A 22,106-nucleotide genomic window follows, 5' to 3' on the forward strand; every position below is an offset into this window, starting at 1 on the left:
TGGCGCGAGCCGTTCGACAGCCATGAAGCCACTCACAGTGTTGCCCGCGACGGGCTGACCATATGAGGCACGCTGCGCGCGGTGATGCACCCCGCGCCGCACCGGTCCCAGCTCGGCGAGGCCGCACAGCGCTGGGTCGCGCACCGGTTCGGCGACTGATGAGTTCCCCGCCGAGTAAGGCGAAGCCTGGTGGAGTGGATCTCTACGGTGGCCGCCCGCAGGCGCGCCAGGGGAGTTCGGACGACGCGGCAGCGAGGAGGCCAAGTCAACAGACGGGGCCTTCTCGCTGCCGGGGGAGCGGGAGGTTCAGGGCTTCCAGTTGCTGAGGGCCTGGTCAGGCGCTCGCGGTGTAGTCGTAGAAGCCGCGGCCGGACTTGCGGCCCAGCAGACCCGCGTCGACCATCCGGGAGAGCAGCGGCGGAGCGGCGAACAGCGGCTCCTTGTACTCGTCGTACATGCTTTCGGCGATCGAGACGATGGTGTCCAGGCCGATCAGGTCGCACAGCCGCAGCGGGCCCATCGGGTGGGCGCAGCCGGCCTCCATGCCCTTGTCGATGTCGGAGGCGGTGGCCACGCCCGACTCGAACATCCGCACCGCCGACAGCAGGTACGGCACCAGCAGCGCGTTGACCACGAAGCCGGCCCGGTCACGGGCCCGGATCGGCTCCTTGCCGAGCACCTGGACGGCGAAGTTCTCGGTGCGGGCGGTGGTCTCGGCGGAGGTGGTCAGGGTCGGGACGACCTCGACCAGCTTCTGGACCGGCGCCGGGTTGAAGAAGTGCAGACCGATGATCTGCTCCGGACGCGAGGTGGCGGCGGCCAGCTTCACGATCGGGATGGAGGAGGTGTTGGAGGCCAGGATGGCGTCCCGGCGCTCGACGACCTTGTCCAGCGTCTGGAAGATCTTGACCTTGATGTCCTCGCGCTCGGCCACCGCCTCGACCACCAGGTCGCGGTCGGCGAAGTCGCCGAGATCGGTGGTGAACGTGATCCGGCCGAGCGCCTCGTCGCGCTGCTCCTCCGTCAGCTTGCCCCGCCTGACGGCCGTCTCAAGGGAGTTGGTCAGCCTGGTCCGGCCGAACTCGAGGGCCTCGCCGCTGGCCTCGGAGACCAGGACGTCCAGCCCGGAGCGGGCGAAGACCTCGGCGATGCCCGAACCCATGAGGCCGCAGCCGACTACTCCGACGCGCGCGATGTCACTCACTCAGTTGCCCTTCACGGTGGTGCTGGGCGGTGACCCAGCAGGGTGCTCTGCGGCGGGCGGAAGGCACCGGTGGTGCCGGTGGGTGCCGCCTTGACGACCGTACTACTCCGAGGGGAACGCTGGTTCACCCGGACCGGGGATAGGCCGACCGGATGAGATGTGTCACGTCCGTGCCGTGCGGCCGCCGGGCGCCCCGCACCCGGGCCCGGACAATGCGGAGCAGCCGACGAGGCGGAGCAACCGGCGAGGGAGTGCGGATGCCGACGGGTTCACTGGCAGGACAGGTCGGGCTGGTCACCGGAGCGGGCCGGGGGATCGGCCGGGAGATCGCGGTGGGCCTGGCCGCCGAGGGCATGGCGCTGGGCCTGCTGGGCCGGACCCACGACACCCTGGACGAGACCCTTCGGCTCTGCGCCCGGCACGGCGCCCGGGTCGTGGCCGTGACGGCCGACGTGACCCGTCCGGGCGCGGTCCGGGAGGCCGTCCGGGCGGTGGAGCGCGCCCTCGGGCCGGTGGACTTCCTGGTCAACAACGCGGGCCGGGTCGACCCGGAGGAGGTACCGCTCTGGGAGGTGGACGCCGTCCAGTGGTGGCAGGTGGTGGAGACCAACCTGCGCGGGCCGTTCAACCTGATGCGCAGCGTCCTGCCGGGCATGGTCGAGCGCCGGCGCGGCCGGGTGCTCAACCTGAACTCCGGCTTCGCCTTCCGCCCCGACGGGAACTACACCGCGTACGCGACCTCCAAGGGCGCACTGCTCCAGCTCTCCGACAACATCGCCGACTCGCTCGCCGCCCACCACGTGGTGGTGCTGGACGTCAGCCCCGGTGCGGTCGCCACCGACATGACGGCCGGGATGCCGATGTTCGCCGGAATGAAGGAGTGGGGCAGCATCCCGTACATGGTCGCCGTCACCGTGGACGCCGCGCGCGGCCGCTTCGACGGCCTGCACGGCCGCTTCATCCACGTCGGCCGGGACAACCTGGAACACCTGGTCGACCAGGCCGACGCCATCCGCGAAGCCGACGCCCGCACCCTCCGGCTCCGCCCGTACGGACCCGACGACCCGCTGACCTGAGGCGCCCGCGGACCTCGTTCGCCGGGCCGGGCCGGCCCGGCCCGGGCCGGTCCCGGCTCACAGGGCCAGCAGTGCGTCCAGTTCCGCGTCCGTCAGGCTCCCCGCCGCCCGGCCCGTCCGGGCGAACTCGTTCGCCAGGCGCTGGAGAGCCTCGTTGACCGGTGTCGGTACGCCGTGCAGGCGGCCCAGCAGGACGGCCTCGCCGTTCAGGTAGTCGGCCTCGATCGTGCCGGTGCCCCGGCTGAGGCTCTGCCAGGAGGAGCCGCCGGGCCGTGCGCCGTCATCCAGCCGTTGGAGCTCGACGAGCCCGCCGCGCATCGCCTGCTGCTCCTCGGCGCTCGGGTACGCGATGCCCGCCGCCTCCAGTGCCGCGACGTACTCGGCCGCCACGCGGCGGTAGAGCTCCGCCCGCGACCCCTCCACGACCGGGCCGCCGACGGCCTCCAGCGCGTTGCCGACGTTGCCCAGCAGCTTGCCGTACTTCCAGGCCATCACGTCGGGCTGGACGGGTGCCAGGAACACCGACCTCTCCAGGTCGGCGGAGATCACCCGGACGGTGTCGTCCGTCCCCGAGGGGTACCTCCCCAGGTGCAGGATGCCGGTCATCGGAGCGCCGTGGGCGCTCACCCGGCCGGGCTCCAGGTTGGACGAGGGCAGCCAGACGCACATGCCGTAGACCCGGCGGAAGCGCCGCAGCGCCAGCCGCTCGCCCTCCACCCCGTTCTGCGCGCAGACCGCCGGCAGCAGCTCGCCCGCCGTGCCGGGGGACACCCCGTCCGCACCGGTGACGGGCCGCGCCGCCCACTCGGTGAGCAGGGCCTCGGTGTGCTGGGTCTTGACCGCGAAGACCAGGACGTCGTCGGCGCGCAGCTCCAGCGCCCCCGGCCCGTCCACCGCCGGGATCGGGAGCACCCGGGTGCCCTCGGCGGTGGTGAAGTGCAGGCCGTCCGCGCGCAGGGCCGCCAGGTGCGCTCCGCGTGCGACGAGGACCACCTCGTGGCCGCTCTCGAACAGCCGCCCGCCGATCGTGCCGCCGACCGCGCCGGCCCCGATGATGATGTATCGCATGGCCCGAGCATGGCACGCGGCCCGCCGGTCCGGGCAGGCCCTTACGCGCAGAGCTGACTGGCGGTCACCGCGCTGAGCCCCAGCTTCGCCAGCCCGTCGAGGATGCCGGGCAGCGCGTCCGCCGTGCCCTTGTGGCCCATGTGCAGGGCGACCACCGAGCCGCCGCTGACGGCCTTGAGCAGGCGGCGTTGCACCACGTCCGCCCCCGGGTCGGTGTAGTCGCGCGGGTCGACGTCGAAGGACAGGCAGTGCTGGTACCCGACCAGTTTCGCCTGCTCCCGCACCATCGGGGTGGCGTACTGGGCGGCGGACGGCCGGAACCAGCGGCCGATCGAGCCGGTGAGCTTCTGCAGGCGCTCGGCGCACTGCGCGATCTCGTCGTGCGCCTGGTCGGCGGGCATCGTCGAGATGTCCAGATGGTTCTGGGTGTGGTTGCCCAGCTCGTGGCCGCCGTCCAGGATCCGCCGGGCCATCTGCGGCTGCTGGTCGAGCCAGCTGCCGACCGCCAGCACCGTCAGCCTCGCGCCGCGCTGCTCGGCGGCCGCGAGTATCGCGGTGGCCAGCACGGGATCGCCCTGGCCGTGGAAGGTGAGGGCGACCTCGCGGCGCTCGCGCGGCCCGTTCACCACCTCGTCCGGGGTGTTGACGGCGAGCGGCGGTGCGTCGGTGGCACCGGCCGGGGGGTGCGCGGCCGGTGTGCCGGTCGGCGCGGCGGGCAGGCCGGTCGCGGCCGGTCCCGCCGTGCTCAGGTGCGCGGGCTGCACCTGGGCGGCGAAGGACGCCGGGCCGTGGGCGGTCCCGGCGGGGGAGTCGCCGCAGGCGGCGACCAGGCTCCCGGTGGCGGTGAGCGCAGCCAGTCGTGCCGTGGAGCGCAGCACGGTGCGTCGGTCGACAGTCATCGTGCGACAGCCTAGACACTGCGCCGTGCCCCGGCGATTCGACCGGGAGCGGACCGGCCCCGGCACGAGGGTGTGTTGTACCCGGGGGTCGGCGCCGGGGTGGGGCAGGCTTGGGCGAGCGGGGCGCGAGGTGGCCGGCCCCGCCCGCCTGCGGCGATGGGAGGCCGATGACTGCCAGCCGCGAGGTCCGGATCACCGCCGTGCTGGCCGTGCTGACCGTGACGAGCGGGGTGATCGACGCGGTCAGCTTCCTGGGCCTCGGCCGGGTGTTCGCCGCGCTGGCCACCGGCAACCTGCTGCTGCTCGCGTTCGGCATCGCCGGATCCGCCGCGCTCCCCGTGGCCCGGCCCGCGCTCGCGCTGACGAGCTTCGTCCTGGGCGCCGCAGCCGCTCACGTCACGATCGGCCGGCTGCGGCGGCGTGGGTGGCGCTGGTTGGTGCCGGGCCTGCTGCTGGAGTCCGCCCTGCTCGGTACGGCCGGCGGGTACGCCGTCGCCACCGGCGGGTCGGGCAGCCCACCCGGAGGCGACGCCACGATCGTCTTCGGCGTGGTCGCGCTCGCCATGGGCTGGCGCAGTCGGGTCGTGCTGGAGGCCCGGATCCCCGAGATGCCGACCACACTGGTGCAGCTCACCCTGGTCAAGCTGGTCGGGGACCTGCTCTCGTTCCGTCGGCCCGCCACAGCAGGGGGCCTGACGCGGATCCAGCGGCTGGCGACCGTCCTCGGCATGCTGGGCGGCGGCATGCTGGGCGCGGCCGCGCTGCCGTACGGCCTCGGTGCGGTCCTGCTCGCGGTGGCCGGCTGCGTCGCCGTGCTGGCGCTGGTGTACCACCGCGCCTCGCGCGGGCTGCCGCCGCTGCCGGCCACGCCGTCCTGAGCGATGCGGGACGGGGCCCGCCCCTGCGAGCGGCGGGATGACCGCGCTCTCGGTGCCGCGTGCGCAACCGGGAACCCCGAGGCGGTCCGCCTACCGGGCCTCCTGCTCCAGCCAGGCCAGGTGGGCCGCCCGGGTCCGCCGCCAGAGCGTCGCGCGCTCGGCTGCGCCCACCTCGGGCAGGGCCAGCCCGAAAACCTCCGAGAGGACGCCGAACCACTCGGCGGAGGTGGCGAGTTCGCGGGAGGTCCGGTGGTCGCCGTCGATCCGGAGCAGGACGCAGCCGCGCAGCGAGTCCAGCCCGGTGGCGTGCCGCCGGGCGGCCTGCGGGAAGCGGCGGAAGCCGGAGTCCGGCGCGGTGGAGAGCCAGTGGTGCCGCTCCGCGAAGTCCGCGGGCCCGGCCGGTTCGAGCCGGAAGTCCATACCGGGGAAGCCGTTCCCCGGATCGTTGTGGAACCGCCAGCCGCCCGGCGCCACCGCCGAGGGCTCCAGCCCGAAGGTGAACGGCCCCTGCCGGTAGGTGCCTTCGCGCAGCGGCAGCGGTTCGTACAGGCACTCGCCGAGGCCCACGTCGACGAACCAGGTCCCGCCCTCGCACTCCACCGTCAGCGCGAGGTGCCCGCCGTCGGCGGCGGCGGGCACCGCCCGGTCCGGCTGCACGCCGCCGAGGTGCCAGCGCACCCGGTAGCCGAGCGCCGTCAGCAGGGTCGCGAACGCGCCGTTGAGGTGGAAGCAGTAACCGCCGCGTCCGCTCAGGACGCGTTCCACCGACTCGTGCGGGTCGACGGTCGTCGGGCGTCCGAGCAGGATGTCCAGTGTCTCGTACGGCACCCGTTCGACGTGCGCCCGGTGCAGCGCACGCAGCCCGGCCACCGAGGGGGCACCGGGGCCGGCTGTGCCGAGCCGTCGAAGATACCGACCGACCACCCTGCTGTTCACCATGGCAGCAGAGTAGTTGTGGCCGCGCCCCCGGCGGCGGTGGCCCCCGGGGCTCCCGGTGCCGGGGGACCCGCTAGGCTCCGAGCAAGATCGCACACGGGGGTGGGGACATGCCGGATCACCGGGACACGGAGCCTGGGCGGATCATCTTCCTGAACGGCACGTCGAGTTCGGGCAAGTCGAGTCTGGCCGTCGAACTGCTGCGCACGCTCGACTCGCCGTACTTCCACCTGTCCGTGGACGCGTTCAACGCGATGGGCGCCCGGCGGGCCGAACTGCTGCCCACGCCGGACGATTTGGCCGCCGCGCTCACCCGGATGCGACGGGGCTTCCACCGGGCGATCGCCGGGATGGCGGCCGCCGGGAACAACGTCGTGGTCGACCACGTGTTCAGCGAACCGTGGCGGCTGCTCGACTGCCTGGACGTCCTGGCCGGGTACGACGTGGTGCTGGTCGGCGTGCGCTGCCCGCTCGACGAGCTGCGGCGCCGCGAACTCGCCCGGGGCGACCGCCAACCCGGCACGGCCGAGCTCCAGTTCGACCTCGTGCACGCGCACGGCGTCTACGACGTCGAGTGCGACACCGGCGCCGCCGGCACCGAGGACTGCGCCCGGCAGGTCAGGGACTTCCTCGCCCGGCGGGACCGGACGGCCCCGACCGCCTTCGAACGGCTCCGCGCGCTGACCCTCCCGGCGAGCTGACGGCCAGTCGGCCGGTCGGCCGGTCGGCCTTTCGGTTCGTCAGTCCGTCAGTTCATCGGCCAGCAGGTCCATCAGCAGTCCGTCGTGCCAACTGCCGTCCGACCCGCGCTCGTACTGCCGCATGACGCCGACCGGCCGGAAGCCGACCTTGGTGTAGCAGCGGATCGCGGCGGTGTTGTCGGCGGCGGGATCGATCACCAGCCGGTGGAACCCGTATGCGGTGATCAGATGGCGGGCGAGGGTGCGGACGGCGTCGGTGCCCAGGCCGCGACCGTGCACCGCCGGATCGAGGTAGACGTCCATACCCGCGTGCCGGTAGTCCGGCGTGGTCTCGGCGTGCCACTGGATCGCGCCGACCACCCGCCCGTCGTACTCGACCGCCAGCGTCGGCGCCTCGTGGTCGGCGATGTCCTCGGCCACCTCCGCCGCCAGGTCGGGGTCGCCGCGCCAGCGGGCGTAGACCTCGGGCGTGGCCCGGATCGCCGCCAGGGCCGGGATGTCGGCGGCGGTCGCCGGGCGCAGCGCGACAGTGGCGCCGTAGAGCGTCGTCTGCATGATCCGGACGGTACCAGCGGGCCGGGCACGGGGGTGGGACGGGCACGGTGGGTCTCCGCCGGGCATCCGGAGCCCGCTGCCGCTACCGCCGCTGCCGACCGTGCCCGGGTCAGGCCGGCCGACCGCCGGGACGCCGGGCCGACACCTCGCCCGGGTAGGGTGCGCCCGGCATCGGGCAGTGACTGCTGAGGAGTGATCGAGTTGACCGGTTCGGCCGCGCCGCCTGCGGACACCCCCGGACTCCGGCGGCGGCTGGGCGTCTTCGACGCCGTGGTGATCGGCCTGGGCGCGATGGTCGGGGCGGGGATCTTCGCGGCCCTCGCACCCGCCGCCGCCACGGCCGGCTCCGGCCTGCTGCCCGGGCTCGGGCTGGCCGCGCTGGTGGCGTACTGCAACGCGACCTCCTCGGCCCGGCTGGCCGCCCGGTACCCGGCCTCCGGCGGCACGTACGTCTACGGTCGCGAGCGGCTCGGCGAGTTCTGGGGCTACCTGGCCGGCTGGGGCTTCGTGGTCGGGAAGATCGCCTCCTGCGCGGCGATGGCGCTCACCGTCGGCGGCTACGTCTGGCCGGCGCACGCCCGGCCGGTCGCGGTCGCCGCCGTGGTGGCGCTGACGGCGGTGAACTACGCGGGCGTGCAGAAGGCCGCCTGGCTGACCAGGTCGATCGTGGCGGGCGTGCTCGCCGTCCTGGCGGCCGTGGTCACCGCCTGCCTGACCGGCGGCACCGCCGAGGCCGCCCGGCTCGGCATCGGCGCCGACATCACGGCGGGCGGGGTCCTGCAGGCCGCCGGGCTGCTGTTCTTCGCCTTCGCCGGATACGCCCGGATCGCCACCCTCGGCGAGGAGGTCCGCGACCCCGAGCGCACCATCCCCAGAGCCGTCCCGCTCGCGCTGGCCATCGCGCTGGCCGTGTACGCGGCGGTCGCCGTCGCCGTGCTGGCCGTGCTCGGTCCGGACCGCCTCGCGCACTCCCCGGCGCCGCTGGTGGAGGCCGTCCGGGCGGCCGGTGCCCCCGCGCTCGCGCCGCTCGTCCGGGCCGGTGCGGCGGCGGCCGCGCTCGGCTCGCTGCTGGCACTGATCCTCGGGGTCTCGCGGACCACCCTGGCGATGGCCCGCGACCGCCACCTGCCGCCCGCCCTCGCGGCCGTCCACCCCCGCTTCCACGTCCCGCACCGCGCCGAGCTCGCCGTCGGCGCCGTCGTCGCCGTGCTCGCCGCCACCACCGACCTGCGCGGGGCGATCGGCTTCTCCTCCTTCGGCGTCCTCGCCTACTACGCGGTGGCCAACGCCGCCGCCCTCACCCTCACCCGCGCCGAGCGCCGCCCGCCCCGGGTGGTGCCGCTGGCCGGGCTGGCCGGCTGCCTGGCCCTGGCCTTCGCCCTGCCCCTCGCCTCGGTGCTCTCCGGCGCGGCCGTCCTCGGCGCCGGCGCCGCGACGTACGGCTTGCGCCGGGCCCGGCGCGCTCGCGGGTAGGGCACCCTCGCGGGTAGGGCGCGCGGCCCGCCGGGCGGGGTCAGCTCAGCGGGATGCCCTGCGGGAAGCGGAAGAGGCCCGTGGGGTCGTACGTCCGTTTCACCGCCCGGAGCCGCGCCGCGTTCGCGCCGTAGTAGGCCTGCTCCCAGCCGGCCAGCGTCGGGTCGGCGTAGTTCTGGTAGGCCTCCCCGCTCGCCCAGGGGCGCATCGCCCCCCAGACCGAGTCCAGCCACGACCAGGAACGGTCGGCGCCCGTGCCGCCGACGACGCCGGAGGGGTAGTTGGCGGTGTACTGCGCGGTGAACAGGCCGTTGCGGTGGACGAAGGCGGTGTCCGCCGCCCCGACCCGGTTGACCGCCCCGCCGAGGGCGTCGAAGGCCACCCCCGCGCTACCGCCCTGCGGACCCGTGTGCGGGTAGCGCTCCACCGCCGCGACCAGGGCCGCCGCCCCGGCGTCGGTCAGCGGACGGTTGAAGACGTCGGAGCGCGCGCCGTACGACTCGCGGGTCACCCGGCCGTCCGGGGTCCGGCCCGGCAGGGTGCCCGGCAGGTGGGCCGCCGACTGCGACCAGCCCTGGACCCCGCCCATCACCTGCATCGTCGCCAGGTAGGAGGCGGAGTGCAGCGAGGTCGAGGCCGGGGCGGCGCCCAGCCCGTCGACCAGGTTGCCGAGCTCGCCCTGCGCGCCGAGGTAGACGACGGTGCTGCCGAGCTGGAGCCGGCCGTCCGCCCAGGCCAGCAGGTGCAGGTCGGCCCACATGCCGTCCGGCGCGCCCGGCGCCCAGGCCTGCCAGGCCCGCACCACCTCGGCCGCGCGGGACCACGGCCAGGACAGGAAGGCGTACGAGCAGTCGGCGGCCGGGTGGGTCCGGAAGGACAACGAGGTGACGACGCCGAAGTTGCCGCCGCCACCGCCGCGCAGCGCCCAGAACAGATCGCCGTCGCTGTCGGAGCCGACCCGGCGGATCCTCCCGTCGGCCGTGACGACCTCCGCCCCGGTGAGGTTGTCGCAGGTCAGCCCGTACGCCCGCCCGGTGACGCCGATGCCGCCGCCGAGGGTGAGCCCGGTCACCCCCACGGTCGGGCAGCTGCCGGCCGGTATGGTGACGCCCCGTCCGGCCAGCCCCGCGTACACGTCGACGAGCCGCGCGCCCGCGCCCACCACGGCCCCGCCGGAGTCCGCCGTCACGGAGGCGAGCCGGCCCACGTCCAGCACCAGCCCGCCGCCCGAGGACCAGCCCGCGTAGCTGTGCCCGCCGCTGCGGGAGGTCACCGGCACGCCGTACCGCTGCGCGAAGGCCAGGCAGGTGGCGACGTCGGCGGCGCCCCCGACGTAGGCCACCGCGCTCGGCCGGAGCGAGTCGAAGCGCGGCTGGAACAGCTGGCGCGCGGAGTCGTAGCGGCTGTCGCCCGGCCGGATCAGCAGCCCGTCGAGATCCTTCGCGAGGGCCGCCCAGTCGCCCGGCCCGGCAGGGCCGGAAGGTACGGCGGACCTGCCGGGAGAGGCGGGGGAGGCGGGGGAGGCCGACCCGCCGGAGGCGGCCGGCGGCGTCGCCGTGGCGGGCGGCTGCGCCGTCCCCCGGCCGTCGGAGCAGGCGGCGGCTCCCGCCGTGACCGCCGCCAGAGCGGCCGCGCGCAGCACGGTACGTCGGGAAATGCTCGTCTCGGCCATCCGGGCAGTCTCCTCGCACTCGTGACCGGTGCGCCACCGGTCACCGGAAGAATCCCGCGCGCCCGGCAACCCGGCGGCCCCGGGGGCGACTTCCGCCGCACAGCGCACCTCCCGGCCCGCACGGGTCCGGTCCGGGCGCCGGACTCGGCTAGCCTGAGGGCACGATGAACAGTTTGACGACGTCATGGGGCGAGTTCGCGCTCACCCGCTTCCCTGAGGACCCCCGCGACCTGCTCCGCGCCTGGGACGCCGCCGACGAGTACCTGCTGCGCCACCTCGCGGGCACCGCCGGCGACCCCGCCGACCCCGCCGAGCCGGTCGACCTGTCCGGCACCGTCGCCGTGGTCGGCGACCGCTGGGGCGCCCTGGCCACCGTGCTGGCGAGCCGCCGCTCCGCGAGCGACCACCCGCTGGTGCAGATCACCGACTCCTACCTGGGCCAGCAGGCGACCCGCGCCAACCTGCGGCGCAGCGGCGCCGGCCCGGACGCCGTCCGCCTGCTCTCCACCCGGGACACCCCGCCGGAGCGGATCGACGTGCTGCTCGTCCGGGTGCCCAAGAGCCTCGCGCTGCTGGAGGACCAGCTGCACCGGCTCGCGCCGCACGTGCACGCGGGCACCGTCGTCGTCGGCACCGGCATGGTCACCGAGATCCACACCTCCACGCTCAAGCTGTTCGAGCGCATCCTCGGACCGACCCGGACCTCGCTGGCGGCGAAGAAGGCCCGGCTCATCCTCTGCACCCCGGACCCGGCGCTCGCCCGGCCGGGCAGCCCGTGGCCGCGCAGCTACGAACTGCCCAGCGGCAGCGGCGCGGGCACCGGCCTGACGGTCGCCAACCACGCCGGGATCTTCTGCGCCGAACGGCTCGACATCGGCACCAGGTTCCTGCTGCGCAACCTCCCGCACAGCCGGGGACCCGAGCGGATCGTGGACCTGGGCTGCGGGAACGGCGTGCTCGGCACGGCCGTGGCCGTGGGCAACCCCGAGGCCGAGGTGCTGTTCGTCGACGAGTCCCACCAGGCGGTGGCCTCGGCGGAGGCCACCTTCCGGGCGAACGCCCGCAGCAGCGCCCTGGCGCGGTTCATCGTGGGCGACGGCCTGGCCGACGTGCCCGCCGGGTCGGTCGACCTGGTGCTCAACAACCCGCCGTTCCACACCCATCAGGCCACCACCGACGCGACCGCCTGGCGGATGTTCGCCGGGTCCTGCGACGCGCTGCGCCCCGGCGGGGAGCTCTGGGTCATCGGCAACCGGCATCTCGGCTACCACGTGAAGCTGCGCCGCCTCTTCGGCAACTGCGAAGTGGTCGCCAGCGACCCGAAGTTCGTCATCCTGCGGGCCGTCAAGAACTGACCGGCGGCTCCCCGGCCACTCCCCGGTTACTCCCCGCCGGGGGAGCCGGGGGAGCCGACCCGGGGCAGGTTGACGCAGATCGTCGTGCCGTTCCACCGGAAGCAGTACGGACGCCGCGGGATCCTGGCGAACGACGACTCCTCGGTCGCCGCCTGCTCCGGAGCCGCGCCACGGCTCAGCTCGACGCCCAACACCTTGAGCCGCTCCTGCAGTTGCTCGTAGGTCAGCGCCTGCCGCCCCTTGCCCAAGGTGTCCGAGAGGGCCCCGGACAGGGCCGCCGCGCTCAGCGCCGCGGTCTCGCCGAGCTGGACCTCGCCCTCGATCGGATTCGGATCGCCGCCGTGGATCGCGAGCCAGAGAGCGACGATCCAGGCGACGTCGAGTTCGTGCGCGAGGCCGATGGCGGGGGTGGGGGAGGTGTGCGGCATGGTCGGTCCCTTTCCTGCTGTCTGCGAGTCCCGCTGTCTGCGAGGGCGGAAGGCGCGGACCGGCCCGGTCTGCGCGGAACGGCCCGAGCCGCCCGACGGTGACCGGGCGGCTACGCCCAGTGTCGGTTCGGTTCCGGTGCGCCGCCACCTGGGCCGCCGACGCACGGGCCGCCGTTCCGGTCCGGCCGCTCACCCTTCCGTGCGGGGGAAAGCCCTTCCGGCAAGGGAGTTCGCGAAGATGCGGGCCCGGCCCGTGCGGCGCAGGCTGGGAGGTGACCGGATCACTGCGGTCTGCCCGTCGGCGGGCCTGCCGCGGCTCCTCCTACGGAGCGGATCCCGCACCTCGACAGAACCCCGAGCGCACGGCGGCTGTCCACCGCCGGGCGCCGCCACTCCACCCCTCCCGCCTGCCCGCCGCGGCCGGTCGCCCGACGCGATCACCGGTCGCCGCGGGAGTGCCGTGCGAGGGCGGAGGGAGACGACCTGAGATGACCAGCGCTGAGCCACGGGACGGCCGCGAACCCGAACCCGGACCCGCCGCAGGACCCGTCCCTGTCCCGGACGGTCCGGTCCGGCCGCGCCGGATCCGGCTGCCCGGGTTCGTCGGGGACGAGGACGTCGGCCTCGGCGACGCCCTCAAGCGGGTGACCTACACGATGGGTTTCAGGAGGCCCTGCGGCGGTTGTGAGCGCCGTGCCGCCATGCTCAACCGCCGGGTGGTGCTGTCCGGGGGGACGGGCCGTCGGCACTGACCACGTTCGATCGAGGAGTCTGTGATGGAGCAGGAGTTTCCGGACCTCGGCGACGACCGGCCGCCGCAGCCGTCCGACCGGCCGGAGCCGGCCGCCGTCGAAGTGGAGCCGGCCGCCGCCCTGGGCGTGACGCCGGCGTGCGGCTGCGGCGGTGGCGGGGCCGCCCCGGCCGCAGGCGCTGCGACCGGTGGCGGCCGGGCCACGCCCGTGAGCCCGTCGCACGTCTACGCGATCGGCCAGGTCGACTTCCACATCCCGAGCCTGGAGATCGAGAAGGAGATCGCCCAGAGCGTGGGCCGGGGCGAGAAGGTGAACCTGACCGACCGGCAGGCCGTCCACGCCGTCCTCGCGCAGCCGGAGTACCGGTACCTGGCGCGCAGCCTCTGCTACGTGCTGAGCGTCCAGGGGATCGAGACGTACATCCTGCGGCCGGCCGACCCGTTCGACCTGGCGCTGCTGGTCGAGGCCGTGCGGCCGGAGCCGCAACCCGGCGACCTGGACGTGGTGATCGGGACGCGCGGGCCGCTGGCGCCGCCGACGCTCTGCAACGGTCTGACGCTGCCGGTCGTCGACTTCGAGCAGATCTTCTCGTTCGACCGCGAGGAGTTCGTCCGGGCGATGCCGCGGCCCGAGCAGCTGCCGGCGGACCGGTTCGAGCCAGCCGCGGCCGAACTGATGAGCAGGCTCATGCAGTTGGGCGACAACGCGGGCGACACGGACGAGCACCGGGCGGCCAACTACCTGCTGGCCAGGTACCCGCGGATCTACCACAAGACCGTGGAACTGTTCGCGGCCGGCTGTGCGTTGAGTGCGGTCGACTTCCGTGAATCCCCCCTGGGCGGCGCCCGCACGATCGTCGACGTGGTGTTCTCCTACACCGACCGGCAGACCGACGTCACGGAGAAGCAGATGGTGAGCGTGGACGTCCAGGGGAGGCACCCGTTCCTGGTGAAGAAGCTGTCGCCCTACTACGACCACTGACGGCCGTCGATGACCGGGACGGCGGGACCGCACGAACTGGTCGGGCTCAGCGCGCTGATGGCGCGGGGGCCGGGCCGGCCGGAGGTCGTGGTGGGGCTGGTCGACGAGCCGGTGGCGCTCGACCACCCCGCGCTGGCCGGTCAGCGGGTGCGGGTGCTCGCGGCCGGCGGGTCGTCGGCGGCCGGGCCGGCGGCGGGGGGCGACGGGTGCGGCGTGCCGGCCGGATGCTCGCCCTGTCGGCACGGCACCTTCGTGGCGGGGCTGTTGAGCGCGGCGCGGTCGTCGGCCGCACCCGGGATCTGCCCGGGCTGCACGCTGCTGGTCCGTCCGGTCTTCCCGGGCCGCCGGGGCCCGGAGTGGGGGCTGGGCCGGGACCGGGCCCCGGGCCGCACCGGGTGCGGGCGGTCCGCCGCGCGGGTGGAGGAGCTGGCGGCCGCGATCGTGGAGTGCGTGGACGCCGGGGCCCGGGTGCTGAACCTGAGTGTCGCGCCGGAGCAGCCCTCCAGCGCGCGTCGGCGCGAACTGGAGTCGGCGTTGGACTACGCGGCGCACCGGGGCGTGATCACGGTGGTGGCCGCCGGGAACCAGGGCCGGCTGGGCAGTTCCGCGCTCACCCGGCACCCGTGGGTGCTGCCGGTGGTGGCGTACGACCGGCGGGGCCGGCTGATGGACCTGTCCAACCTGGGCGGCTCGATCGGCGGGCGCGGCGTCGGCGGGCCGGGCGAGGCGGTGACCGGCCTGGGCGTCGGCGGCGGGCCGGTGACGCTGACGGGGACCAGCGTCGCGGTGCCGTTCGTCGTCGGGACGGTCGCGCTGCTGCTGTCGGAGTTCCCCGGCGCCCCGGCGGGCGAGGTCCGGGCGGCCGTCGCGGGCACCTCGGGCGGGGCCCGGCGCGCGGTGGTGCCGCCGCTGCTGGACGCGCGCGCGGCGTACGGGACGCTGCTGGCCGCGTACGGACCGTGGCCGGTCCGGGGTGCCGGCCGGCGTGCCGGTTCGGGCGGCGGCGGACCGGCACGGCGTTGACCGCCGCCTCGCGCGGACACCGCCGAACAGGCGGGCGCGGGCTGTTGATCCGTCCACGACTCGCTTGTGCCGCCCGCGAGTTCGCGAAGGTGCGCGCGTGACCGCGGCGGCGCAGGCTGGAAGATGGACGGATTCCCGGAAGAGGAGTGCTGTGATGAGGATTCCGGACTTCACCGCCGAAGCGACGCTCTACCGCACCGCCGGCCACTACCGGTCGACCCGCCGCACCATGGCACCCGGCCGGCTGGTCGTCCCCCAGGACGACGAAACCGGCGTGTGCGACTGGGAGTGCGACACCATGCCGGAGCTCTGCCCCGCCTGCTACGGCTCGCCCAGCGCCCGGTGGTCGTACACGTGCCAGACCTGCCTCGCGAAGTGCCATCGCGACTGCTCCTCCTACTCCCCCCGTTCCCGCTGAGGCCAGGGCGCGCGCGGCCGGCCGGGGAGGAGACCAGGTCCGGCCCCGGCGGCTGTCACCCCGGCCGACGAGCTGACGGGCGGTGGCCCGAGCGGTGGCCGGGGGTTCCGCGAGGCCCCCGGCCGTGACGAGCTACCCGGCGGCGGTCGGCCTGGTGCCGATGACCACCGTGGCGTCCAGGTCGTCGCAGGTCACCAGCCGGGGGATCAGCCCGTGCCGGGTGAAGGCGTCGACGGTCAGCGGCGCCTGCCGGTCGCTCGTCTCGACCAGCAGGTGGCCGCCGGGGGCCAGCCACCGGGTGGCCTCGGCCGCCACCCGGCGCTGGATGTCCAGCCCGTCCGCCCCGCCGTCGAGCGCCACCCGGGCCTCGTGGATCCGGGCCTCCGGCGGCAGCAGCCCGATCGCGTCGGTCGGGACGTACGGCGCGTTCGCGAGCAGGATGTCGACCCGGCCCCGGAGTGCGGCGGGCAGCGGCTCGTAGAGGTCGCCCTCGTACACCGCGCCGGCGGCGCCGATGTTGCGGCGCGCACAGCTCACCGCGGCGGGGTCGATGTCGGCGGCGTGCAGTTCGACCCGGCCGACGGCCGCGGCCAGCGCCGCGCCCAACGCGCCCGAGCCGCAGCACAGATCGACCACGACGGCCGGTGACCGCCGCCCGGGCCCCAGCGCGCGGGCGAGTTCGGCCGCCTGCCCGACGAGGAACTCGGTACGGATCCTGGGGACGAACACCTGCGGGTCCACGGCGACCCGCAGACCGCAGAACTCGGCCCAGCCGAGGACGTGTTCGAGCGGCAGGCCGAGGACCCGACGCTCGACCATGGCGTCGAGCCCGGCGGGGTCGGGGGCGGCGGAGATGAGCAACTGCGCCTCGTCCTCGGCGAATACACAGCCGGCGGCGCGGAGCCTGGTGACGATGGCGGACTCGGAGAGGACTGACGGGGTGACGGACATGAGGGCCTTCCGGGATGCCGAAGGGCGCTCTCCCGGCCGGCTATGCCTGGCGGACCGCGGATTCGTGAGATGAGAGCACCCAGCCTGATACAGCGGTAATGGGTCCCACCTCCTCGGTCGGTCACTGTCGAAGACGGCCTCACTGTACCCGATCCGGGCCGCGCCCCACAGTGTTCACCGGCCCCTGCCGGGGGAGCGGTGGCCGTGCGGGGCACGGCCCGTACGCGGGTCAGACCGGCGGGACGAGGCTGAAGTACCGGTCGAGCACCTCCTGCTCGCCGCTGACGGTGAGCCGGTCGGCGGGGAGCCGCCCCCAGAGGAACAGCATCAGGTCCGAGGCCGTCCCGGTCAGCTCGACGTCGCAGGGGCCGGCTCCGCCGCTGCCGTCGAGCCGCACCTCGTCGCCCTCGAAGAGCACCGTCCAGCGGCCCGGGCCGTCGCTCCGCCGGAAGCCGAACCGCTCGCCCGAGCCCGGCAGCGCCTGCTGCCGGGCCCGCCGGCCCGGGGCCATCACCTCGAACATCTGGCCGACGGCGTCCGTGGCGAGCCCCGCCGCGACCGGCCGGGCGGTGCCGACCGCGTTCTCGGCGTCCCAGCGGTGCACGGCCGCCTCGATGCTCTGCATCCGCCGCCAGAACCCGGTGCTCTGCTCCGGCGCCCAGGTCCATACCGGCACGGCCGGGTCGGTGCTGCGGAACAGCTCCTCCAGCGCGGCGGCGCCCTCCGCGAACCAGTCGACCAGATCCGCCGGCACCGGGCCGCGGTTGGGCGCCTCCTCCGGCCGTGGCCAGCCCACCGGGTCGGCCGGGAAGGCGAGGAAGGAGAGGTCGGTGCTGTCCGGCAGCTCGGTGAGCCGCTCCCTGATCACGCCCGCCACGTACCGGTGCACCGAGCCCAGGTGCATCACCAGGTCGGACACGGACCAGCCGGGACAGGACGGCACCAACGGAGCCTCGCCGGCGCCCACCGCACTGCGGGCCGCGGCCTCGAACGCCCGGACCTCACGGCTGAAATCGGAAATGTAGTCCATGGGCCGACTCTGCCAGCTGACGCCGCCGGCTGACGTCGGCTCAGGCCGGTGATCCGGATGGCGGTGTCCTCGCGGGCGCCGGAAAACCGTGGCCGCCCCGGCGCCGCGCGTGACAGGATCGGCCGCGTGATCGAATCCCCTGTCCGGAACGGCAGCCCCTGCCCCGCCCGGTGAAGTGGCTGGACCAGGCCCTCGCCACCGGCGCCGCCTCCACACCCGGCCATCCCTCCCGCACCGCGATCTTCGACGCGGTACGCGCCGAGCGCACCGGACCGGTCGCCACCCGGCTGCTGCGGCTCAGCAGGGACGAGGACCCGCTCGTCCGGCGCGAGGTGCTTGACCTGCTGTGGAGCCTCGGCTTCGGCGGGCCCTGGCCCGAGGCCGCGGACGCCGCACTGGCCCGGCTCACCGACCGCGACGCGGAGGTCCGCCGCCGGGCCGCGCGACTCGTCGTGGCGGCCGGACGCCGCGACCTCGCCCTCGCAGCCCTCGCCGAACTCACCGACCCCGTCGTGCGCTCGGCCCTCGCCGAGGCGCTCGGCACCGGTCTGGCCCACCTGCGGGCCGACCCGCTGGCCGCCATCCGCTTCCGCGCGCATCTGGAGACCCTGCGGGCGGCCCCTCCCGCACAGTGGCCGGCCCTGGACGCGGCGCTGCACGCGGACGCCCGGGAGGCCGCGCTCCACTGGGAGCGCCTCGGACAGGCCTGGGGACGGACGCTGTGCGGGCTGGGGCGTGAGCAGGACACGTACGCCGTGACGGCCGGTCTGCTCGCCGACCCCGCGACCCGGGAGACCGGCGCCGACCTGGCCCGCGAGGCGTGCCACCAGTGGCGGGCGGCACCGGTCGAGCTGCTACCGCTGCTCGTCCGGCACTGCGGGCCGGAGCCCGGCCCGGCCCTGGCGAGGGCCCTCACGACGGCCTCGATCTCCGAGGCGGCGATGCGCAGGCACGGCGCCCTGACGGCCACCGTCCCGTTCCGGCCGTATCCGAAGCCCCGTCGTCCGTCCTGCCCCGCCGTGCCACCGGCGTACGACAGCCTGTCCGCCGCAGGGGTTCTCGCGGCCAGACCGGTGGGTATCGGCCGCCTCGGCCGCGCTCCCGAGATCTTCGGCGCCCTGCTGGACGCGGGTCCGCTGACCTTCCGACAGGCGGCGCAGCTGTACAACCTCACCTTCCTGCGGCCGGGTGCGACGCAGGCCCGGTGCGTCCCGCTCTGGCTCCGCCACGCGGGCCCTGCCGCGCTGCCCCGGCTGCTCGCCCTCCTCGTCCCGCACCTGGGTGACTACACGATCGGCGAGCACTACCTCGCCTGCCTCGCACGGATGGGCCGTCAGGCCCTCCCCGCACTGCCGGCCGTGGCCGCGCTGATCGACCGGCGCACCCGGATCCCGGCGAACGACTCCACCCGCGACGCCGAGATGCGACTGGACGAACTCCTGCTGGCCGCCGCCCTCGCCGCACGTCGCGCGATCCTCGCGGCCCCCGCTGTCAATCCTGCTGCCCGGTAGGCCAATTCACGCATCGTCAATGCTGTCGCAGGTCTTGCCATGCCCATGGCAGTCAGTAATCCTGTACTGCCACCCTTCGCAGCCGCCCACACGGCTCGGACTGGCGCGTGTGTTTCCTGATCGTCCCCCACATAGGAGCCACCATGCGCAGATTCCTGATACGCGTCGTCACCCTCGCAGCGGCGGCGACCGCCCTCGCCGTCCCCGCCGTGCCGGCCACCGCGTCGGCCGCACAGGGACTGGCGTTCCGCCCCCTGCAGTACAACACCAACGGCTACAACTGGGGTGGTTACGCCGCCACGGGCAGCGGCTTCACCTCCGTCTCGGCGTCCTGGACCGAGCCGAGGGCGACCTGCAACTCCAGCAACGACCTGTACGCCCCCTGGGTCGGCATCGACGGGTACGGCTCGTCCAGCGTGGAGCAGACCGGGGTCGCGACCGACTGCTCCAGCGGCAGCCCCGTGAACCAGGCCTGGTACGAGATGTACCCGGCGAACCCGGTCTACCTGAGCCTCAGTTCGTACCCGGTGTCGGCCGGCGACACCATCTCCGCCTCGGTGACCTACGCCGGGAGCAACAAGTACACCCTGAAGCTGACCGACTCCTCGCGAGGCTGGACCTACACCACCTCCAAGACCCTCTCCGCGAGCCGCGCCAGCGCCGAGGTCATCATCGAGTCGCCGACCGGGGCCTACCCCAACTTCGGTACCCTGAAGTTCAGTTCGGCCACCGTCAACGGGAAGTCCCTCGGCTCCTTCAACCCGGTCGCGCTCGACCCGTCGAACGGCGCCTACGAGGCCCGTACCAGTGCGCTCGGCTCCGGCGGCACCAGCTTCAGCGACACCTTCCTGCAGGAGTAGCCGCACCCGGCGCCGGGGTGTGCACCCGCCCGGCGCCCGCAAGCACCCACGGCTGAGATCCACGCCGCCGACGCCACGCCGTTCGCGTGAGCCGTCGGTCCCGCACGCGCAGCCCGCCGACCCGGTCGGCGGGCTGCGCGTCGGTGTGTCGGGCGACGGTGCAGCCGGTGGCCGCCGGATCCCGGGTGAATCCGAGGCGGACGGAGCGGCCCGGTTCCCGCCGCCGTGTCAGGGCCCAGCGGAGGGGCTCCTTTCCTGAGCGTGAGCCCTCCTTGTGGTGTCGGCCCGGCCGCACGTCTGTGACTGAGCGCTTCCTGGTCACGCATGGTGGAACCAGGCAGCATCCGGACGGAAGATCATCCACTACGACCATGTGAAGCGCGCACTCCTCGTGGCTGCCCCACCGCCGGAGAACTGACCCCTCCACTGTGCTCCAGCGGGCGGGACGCGGCGGTCGCCCAACCGAAGGGGTGCGTTCAGGCGGCATGCTCTGGTCAATCCTTCATGCAATCACGCCGCCGGCGGCATTGGATGATCTTTCCCGGTATTCCTTCGCCGGCTCTGTCGCCGCCAGGAGCATGGTCCGGTCCGGTCCGGCAGCGCGTCGGCAGGCAGCCCGTGTCCTCTCGGCTGCCTCACGCCCTGTCGGACAGCAGTCCGTTCGGTCACGATTCGGGCATGACCATTTCTTGAGGGAGATTGATGAGCGAGAACACGGTTACGCCGGTGCTGGGTCAGCTGTTGGCGGCCCTGGCGGCATCCCCTGCCACGGCGGCCAAGTTCGACTCGTGGACGGCCGGCGGTGCCAACGAGCCGCTGACCGGGGACGAGGTCACCGCCGCAGCACCGGCCGGCATGCTGGCGGAGCTGGCCGAACTGGCCCAGCTGAGCGAGGGGGAGGCGGCGGCCGCGCTCGCCGAGGAGATCCCCGCACTCGTGGACGCCATCCCGGCCGAGACCATCGAGCTGTTCCGGGCCGCGTCGCGGATCGCGGACCTGACCCCGGAAGAGGACTGGGCGGCTGACCAGATCGAAACCGAGGCCCTCGCCCTGGCCGCCGCCCTGCCGCAGACCTCCTCCTGGCTCGGCGCCGGGCCCAACGAACCGCTCACCGAGGAACAGGTCACTCAGGCCCTCGGCGACGAGACGCTCGCCGCCCTGGCCGAGATGCGCGGCTGGGACAAGGCGGAGGTCGTCGCGGAGCTGACGCGCGTCCTGCCCGGGTTCATCGATGCGATCTCCCCGAACGGCTGGGTCGACCCGGACCTCCTGCGGCTCGTCCTGACACAGGACGACGTGACCGTGACCGACACATCCGCGTAGCGGACCTCCCGCCGACAGCCGCACAGACCATTGACTGGGGACGATCACATGCTGACGCTCAACACCAACATCATGTCGCTCACCACGCAGAACTACCTGAACATCACGAGCCTGGCGATGACCGGCGCAGCCGAACGGCTCGCCTCCGGCAAGCGCATCAACTCCTCGAAGGACGACGCCGCGGGGCTGGCCATCTCCGACCGGATGACCACCCAGATCAACGGGTCCGTCCAGGCGTCCCGCAACAGCAACGACGCCATCTCCCTCGCGCAGACCACCGAAGGCGCGCTCAAGGAAGTCACCACCAACCTCCAGCGCATCCGCATGCTGACCGTGCAGGCGGCCAACGGCATCTACGCCGTCACCGACCGGCAGGCCATCCAGCAGGAGGTCGCGCAGCGGCTGGAGGCCATCGACACGATTTCCCAGCAGACCCAGTTCAACGGCGTCAAAGTGCTGGCCAAGAACACCAGCATGAACTTCCAGACCGGAGCCAACGACGGCGACATCATCGCCGTCGCCATGAAGACGCTGAACGTCAACACCCTCGGCCTGGAGTCGTACGACGTCTCCAAGACCCTCGCCTTCACCGACGCAGCCGACCCCCTCAAGATCAACTACACGGGCGCGGACGGGCGGACGACAACCACCGACAAGGCGGACGCGGTCACAGCGGGAACTGTCCTCATCGACCCGCTGTCCACCATCGACGCCGCCCTCGTCGAGGTCACCAGCCTGCGCTCGATCCTCGGCGCCGTCCAGAACCGCTTTGAGTCGAACATCCGCACCCAGGACACCGGTGTGGTGAACCTCAGCGCTGCCCGGGAGCGCATCGAGGCCACCGACTACGCCCTGGAGACCGCGAACTACACCCAGGCCAGCATCCTCCAGCAGGCCGGAATCTCCGTCCTCGCCCAGGTCAACGCCCAACCGAAGAACATCCTCCCCCTGCTCCAGCAACTCGGCTGACCCGCCGAAACCGAACCGGCCCACGTACCCAGCCGCCCCCGGC

22 protein-coding genes are annotated in these 22,106 nt (G+C 74.1%); 13 read left to right on the forward strand and 9 right to left on the reverse strand.

The window, feature by feature from the left end; genetic code table 11:
- Nucleotides 1–334: 334 nt before the first annotated feature.
- The gene (locus ABD330_RS17420) at nucleotides 335–1,204 is read right to left on the reverse strand and encodes a 3-hydroxybutyryl-CoA dehydrogenase (RefSeq protein ID WP_344465964.1); all 870 of its coding nucleotides are present in this window, start codon (nucleotides 1,202–1,204) and stop codon (nucleotides 335–337) included.
- Between the two features lie 257 nt (nucleotides 1,205–1,461).
- Here ABD330_RS17420 and ABD330_RS17425 point away from each other — a divergent pair, with 257 nt between their 5' ends.
- Nucleotides 1,462–2,280 (forward strand): SDR family NAD(P)-dependent oxidoreductase, encoded by an 819-nt coding sequence (locus ABD330_RS17425; protein ID WP_344465966.1) that lies wholly within the window; start codon nucleotides 1,462–1,464, stop codon nucleotides 2,278–2,280.
- A gap of 57 nt (nucleotides 2,281–2,337) precedes the next feature.
- Here the strand turns inward: ABD330_RS17425 and ABD330_RS17430 are convergent, their stop codons facing one another.
- Entirely contained in the window at nucleotides 2,338–3,348 is a 1,011-nt protein-coding gene (locus tag ABD330_RS17430; RefSeq protein WP_344465968.1) for a ketopantoate reductase family protein, read from the reverse strand.
- A gap of 41 nt (nucleotides 3,349–3,389) precedes the next feature.
- Nucleotides 3,390–4,247 carry a polysaccharide deacetylase family protein gene (locus tag ABD330_RS17435; RefSeq protein WP_344465970.1) on the reverse strand — a complete coding sequence of 286 codons (858 nt, stop codon included), beginning with the start codon at nucleotides 4,245–4,247 and terminating at the stop codon, nucleotides 3,390–3,392.
- 167 nt (nucleotides 4,248–4,414) lie between these two features.
- Between ABD330_RS17435 and ABD330_RS17440 the strand changes: the two genes are divergently transcribed.
- Nucleotides 4,415–5,125, forward strand: a complete 711-nt coding sequence (locus tag ABD330_RS17440) for a DUF1275 family protein (protein WP_344465972.1) — start codon at nucleotides 4,415–4,417, stop codon at nucleotides 5,123–5,125.
- A gap of 90 nt (nucleotides 5,126–5,215) precedes the next feature.
- On the opposite strand, the gene ABD330_RS17445 is transcribed toward ABD330_RS17440, so the two are convergent.
- Entirely contained in the window at nucleotides 5,216–6,064 is an 849-nt protein-coding gene (locus tag ABD330_RS17445; protein WP_344465974.1) for an arylamine N-acetyltransferase family protein, read from the reverse strand.
- Nucleotides 6,065–6,171: 107 nt separating this feature from the next.
- On the opposite strand from ABD330_RS17445, the gene ABD330_RS17450 reads away from it, so the two are divergent.
- On the forward strand, nucleotides 6,172–6,762 hold the full coding sequence (locus tag ABD330_RS17450; protein WP_344465976.1) for a chloramphenicol phosphotransferase CPT family protein: 591 nt from the start codon (nucleotides 6,172–6,174) through the stop codon (nucleotides 6,760–6,762).
- Between the two features lie 39 nt (nucleotides 6,763–6,801).
- On the opposite strand, the gene ABD330_RS17455 is transcribed toward ABD330_RS17450, so the two are convergent.
- Complete coding sequence (locus ABD330_RS17455; RefSeq protein ID WP_344465978.1) at nucleotides 6,802–7,317, reverse strand: GNAT family N-acetyltransferase; 516 nt, start codon at nucleotides 7,315–7,317, stop codon at nucleotides 6,802–6,804.
- A gap of 201 nt (nucleotides 7,318–7,518) precedes the next feature.
- Here ABD330_RS17455 and ABD330_RS17460 point away from each other — a divergent pair, with 201 nt between their 5' ends.
- Nucleotides 7,519–8,790, forward strand: a complete 1,272-nt coding sequence (locus ABD330_RS17460; protein ID WP_344465980.1) for an APC family permease — start codon at nucleotides 7,519–7,521, stop codon at nucleotides 8,788–8,790.
- Between the two features lie 40 nt (nucleotides 8,791–8,830).
- Here ABD330_RS17460 and ABD330_RS17465 read toward each other — a convergent pair whose 3' ends face one another.
- Complete coding sequence (locus tag ABD330_RS17465) at nucleotides 8,831–10,462, reverse strand: FAD-binding oxidoreductase (RefSeq protein WP_344465982.1); 1,632 nt, start codon at nucleotides 10,460–10,462, stop codon at nucleotides 8,831–8,833.
- A gap of 173 nt (nucleotides 10,463–10,635) precedes the next feature.
- Here ABD330_RS17465 and ABD330_RS17470 point away from each other — a divergent pair, with 173 nt between their 5' ends.
- Nucleotides 10,636–11,817 (forward strand): methyltransferase, encoded by a 1,182-nt coding sequence (locus tag ABD330_RS17470; RefSeq protein ID WP_425555562.1) that lies wholly within the window; start codon nucleotides 10,636–10,638, stop codon nucleotides 11,815–11,817.
- A 26-nt stretch (nucleotides 11,818–11,843) separates the two neighbouring features.
- On the opposite strand, the gene ABD330_RS17475 is transcribed toward ABD330_RS17470, so the two are convergent.
- Nucleotides 11,844–12,245 (reverse strand): hypothetical protein, encoded by a 402-nt coding sequence (locus ABD330_RS17475; protein WP_344465986.1) that lies wholly within the window; start codon nucleotides 12,243–12,245, stop codon nucleotides 11,844–11,846.
- A gap of 488 nt (nucleotides 12,246–12,733) precedes the next feature.
- Between ABD330_RS17475 and ABD330_RS17480 the strand changes: the two genes are divergently transcribed.
- From ABD330_RS17480 to ABD330_RS17495, 4 genes are all read left to right on the forward strand, one after another.
- Nucleotides 12,734–12,997 carry a hypothetical protein gene (locus tag ABD330_RS17480; RefSeq protein ID WP_344465988.1) on the forward strand — a complete coding sequence of 88 codons (264 nt, stop codon included), beginning with the start codon at nucleotides 12,734–12,736 and terminating at the stop codon, nucleotides 12,995–12,997.
- A gap of 24 nt (nucleotides 12,998–13,021) precedes the next feature.
- Nucleotides 13,022–13,978 carry a cyanobactin maturation protease PatG family protein gene (locus ABD330_RS17485; protein WP_344465990.1) on the forward strand — a complete coding sequence of 319 codons (957 nt, stop codon included), beginning with the start codon at nucleotides 13,022–13,024 and terminating at the stop codon, nucleotides 13,976–13,978.
- 9 nt (nucleotides 13,979–13,987) lie between these two features.
- Nucleotides 13,988–15,001 carry a S8/S53 family peptidase gene (locus ABD330_RS17490; RefSeq protein WP_344465992.1) on the forward strand — a complete coding sequence of 338 codons (1,014 nt, stop codon included), beginning with the start codon at nucleotides 13,988–13,990 and terminating at the stop codon, nucleotides 14,999–15,001.
- Between the two features lie 154 nt (nucleotides 15,002–15,155).
- A complete protein-coding gene (locus ABD330_RS17495) occupies nucleotides 15,156–15,419 on the forward strand; it encodes a hypothetical protein (RefSeq protein ID WP_344465994.1) in 264 nt (87 codons plus the stop codon).
- A 132-nt stretch (nucleotides 15,420–15,551) separates the two neighbouring features.
- On the opposite strand, the gene ABD330_RS17500 is transcribed toward ABD330_RS17495, so the two are convergent.
- Entirely contained in the window at nucleotides 15,552–16,370 is an 819-nt protein-coding gene (locus ABD330_RS17500) for a putative protein N(5)-glutamine methyltransferase (RefSeq protein ID WP_344465996.1), read from the reverse strand.
- A gap of 229 nt (nucleotides 16,371–16,599) precedes the next feature.
- Entirely contained in the window at nucleotides 16,600–17,400 is an 801-nt protein-coding gene (locus ABD330_RS17505) for a maleylpyruvate isomerase family mycothiol-dependent enzyme (RefSeq protein WP_344465998.1), read from the reverse strand.
- Between the two features lie 170 nt (nucleotides 17,401–17,570).
- Between ABD330_RS17505 and ABD330_RS17510 the strand changes: the two genes are divergently transcribed.
- The 4 genes from ABD330_RS17510 to ABD330_RS17525 all read left to right on the forward strand — a co-directional run bounded on the left by ABD330_RS17510 (nucleotide 17,571) and on the right by ABD330_RS17525 (nucleotide 22,063).
- Nucleotides 17,571–18,911: a HEAT repeat domain-containing protein gene (locus ABD330_RS17510; protein WP_344466000.1), complete on the forward strand. Its 1,341-nt coding sequence runs from the start codon at nucleotides 17,571–17,573 to the stop codon at nucleotides 18,909–18,911.
- A gap of 143 nt (nucleotides 18,912–19,054) precedes the next feature.
- Nucleotides 19,055–19,771 (forward strand): G1 family glutamic endopeptidase, encoded by a 717-nt coding sequence (locus ABD330_RS17515; RefSeq protein WP_344466002.1) that lies wholly within the window; start codon nucleotides 19,055–19,057, stop codon nucleotides 19,769–19,771.
- 702 nt (nucleotides 19,772–20,473) lie between these two features.
- Nucleotides 20,474–21,094 carry a YidB family protein gene (locus ABD330_RS17520; protein WP_344466004.1) on the forward strand — a complete coding sequence of 207 codons (621 nt, stop codon included), beginning with the start codon at nucleotides 20,474–20,476 and terminating at the stop codon, nucleotides 21,092–21,094.
- Nucleotides 21,095–21,142: 48 nt separating this feature from the next.
- A complete protein-coding gene (locus ABD330_RS17525; RefSeq protein ID WP_344466006.1) occupies nucleotides 21,143–22,063 on the forward strand; it encodes a flagellin N-terminal helical domain-containing protein in 921 nt (306 codons plus the stop codon).
- Nucleotides 22,064–22,106: the final 43 nt, after the last annotated feature.

Source organism: Kitasatospora kazusensis (assembly GCF_039529945.1).
Classification (GTDB): domain Bacteria; phylum Actinomycetota; class Actinomycetes; order Streptomycetales; family Streptomycetaceae; genus Kitasatospora; species Kitasatospora kazusensis.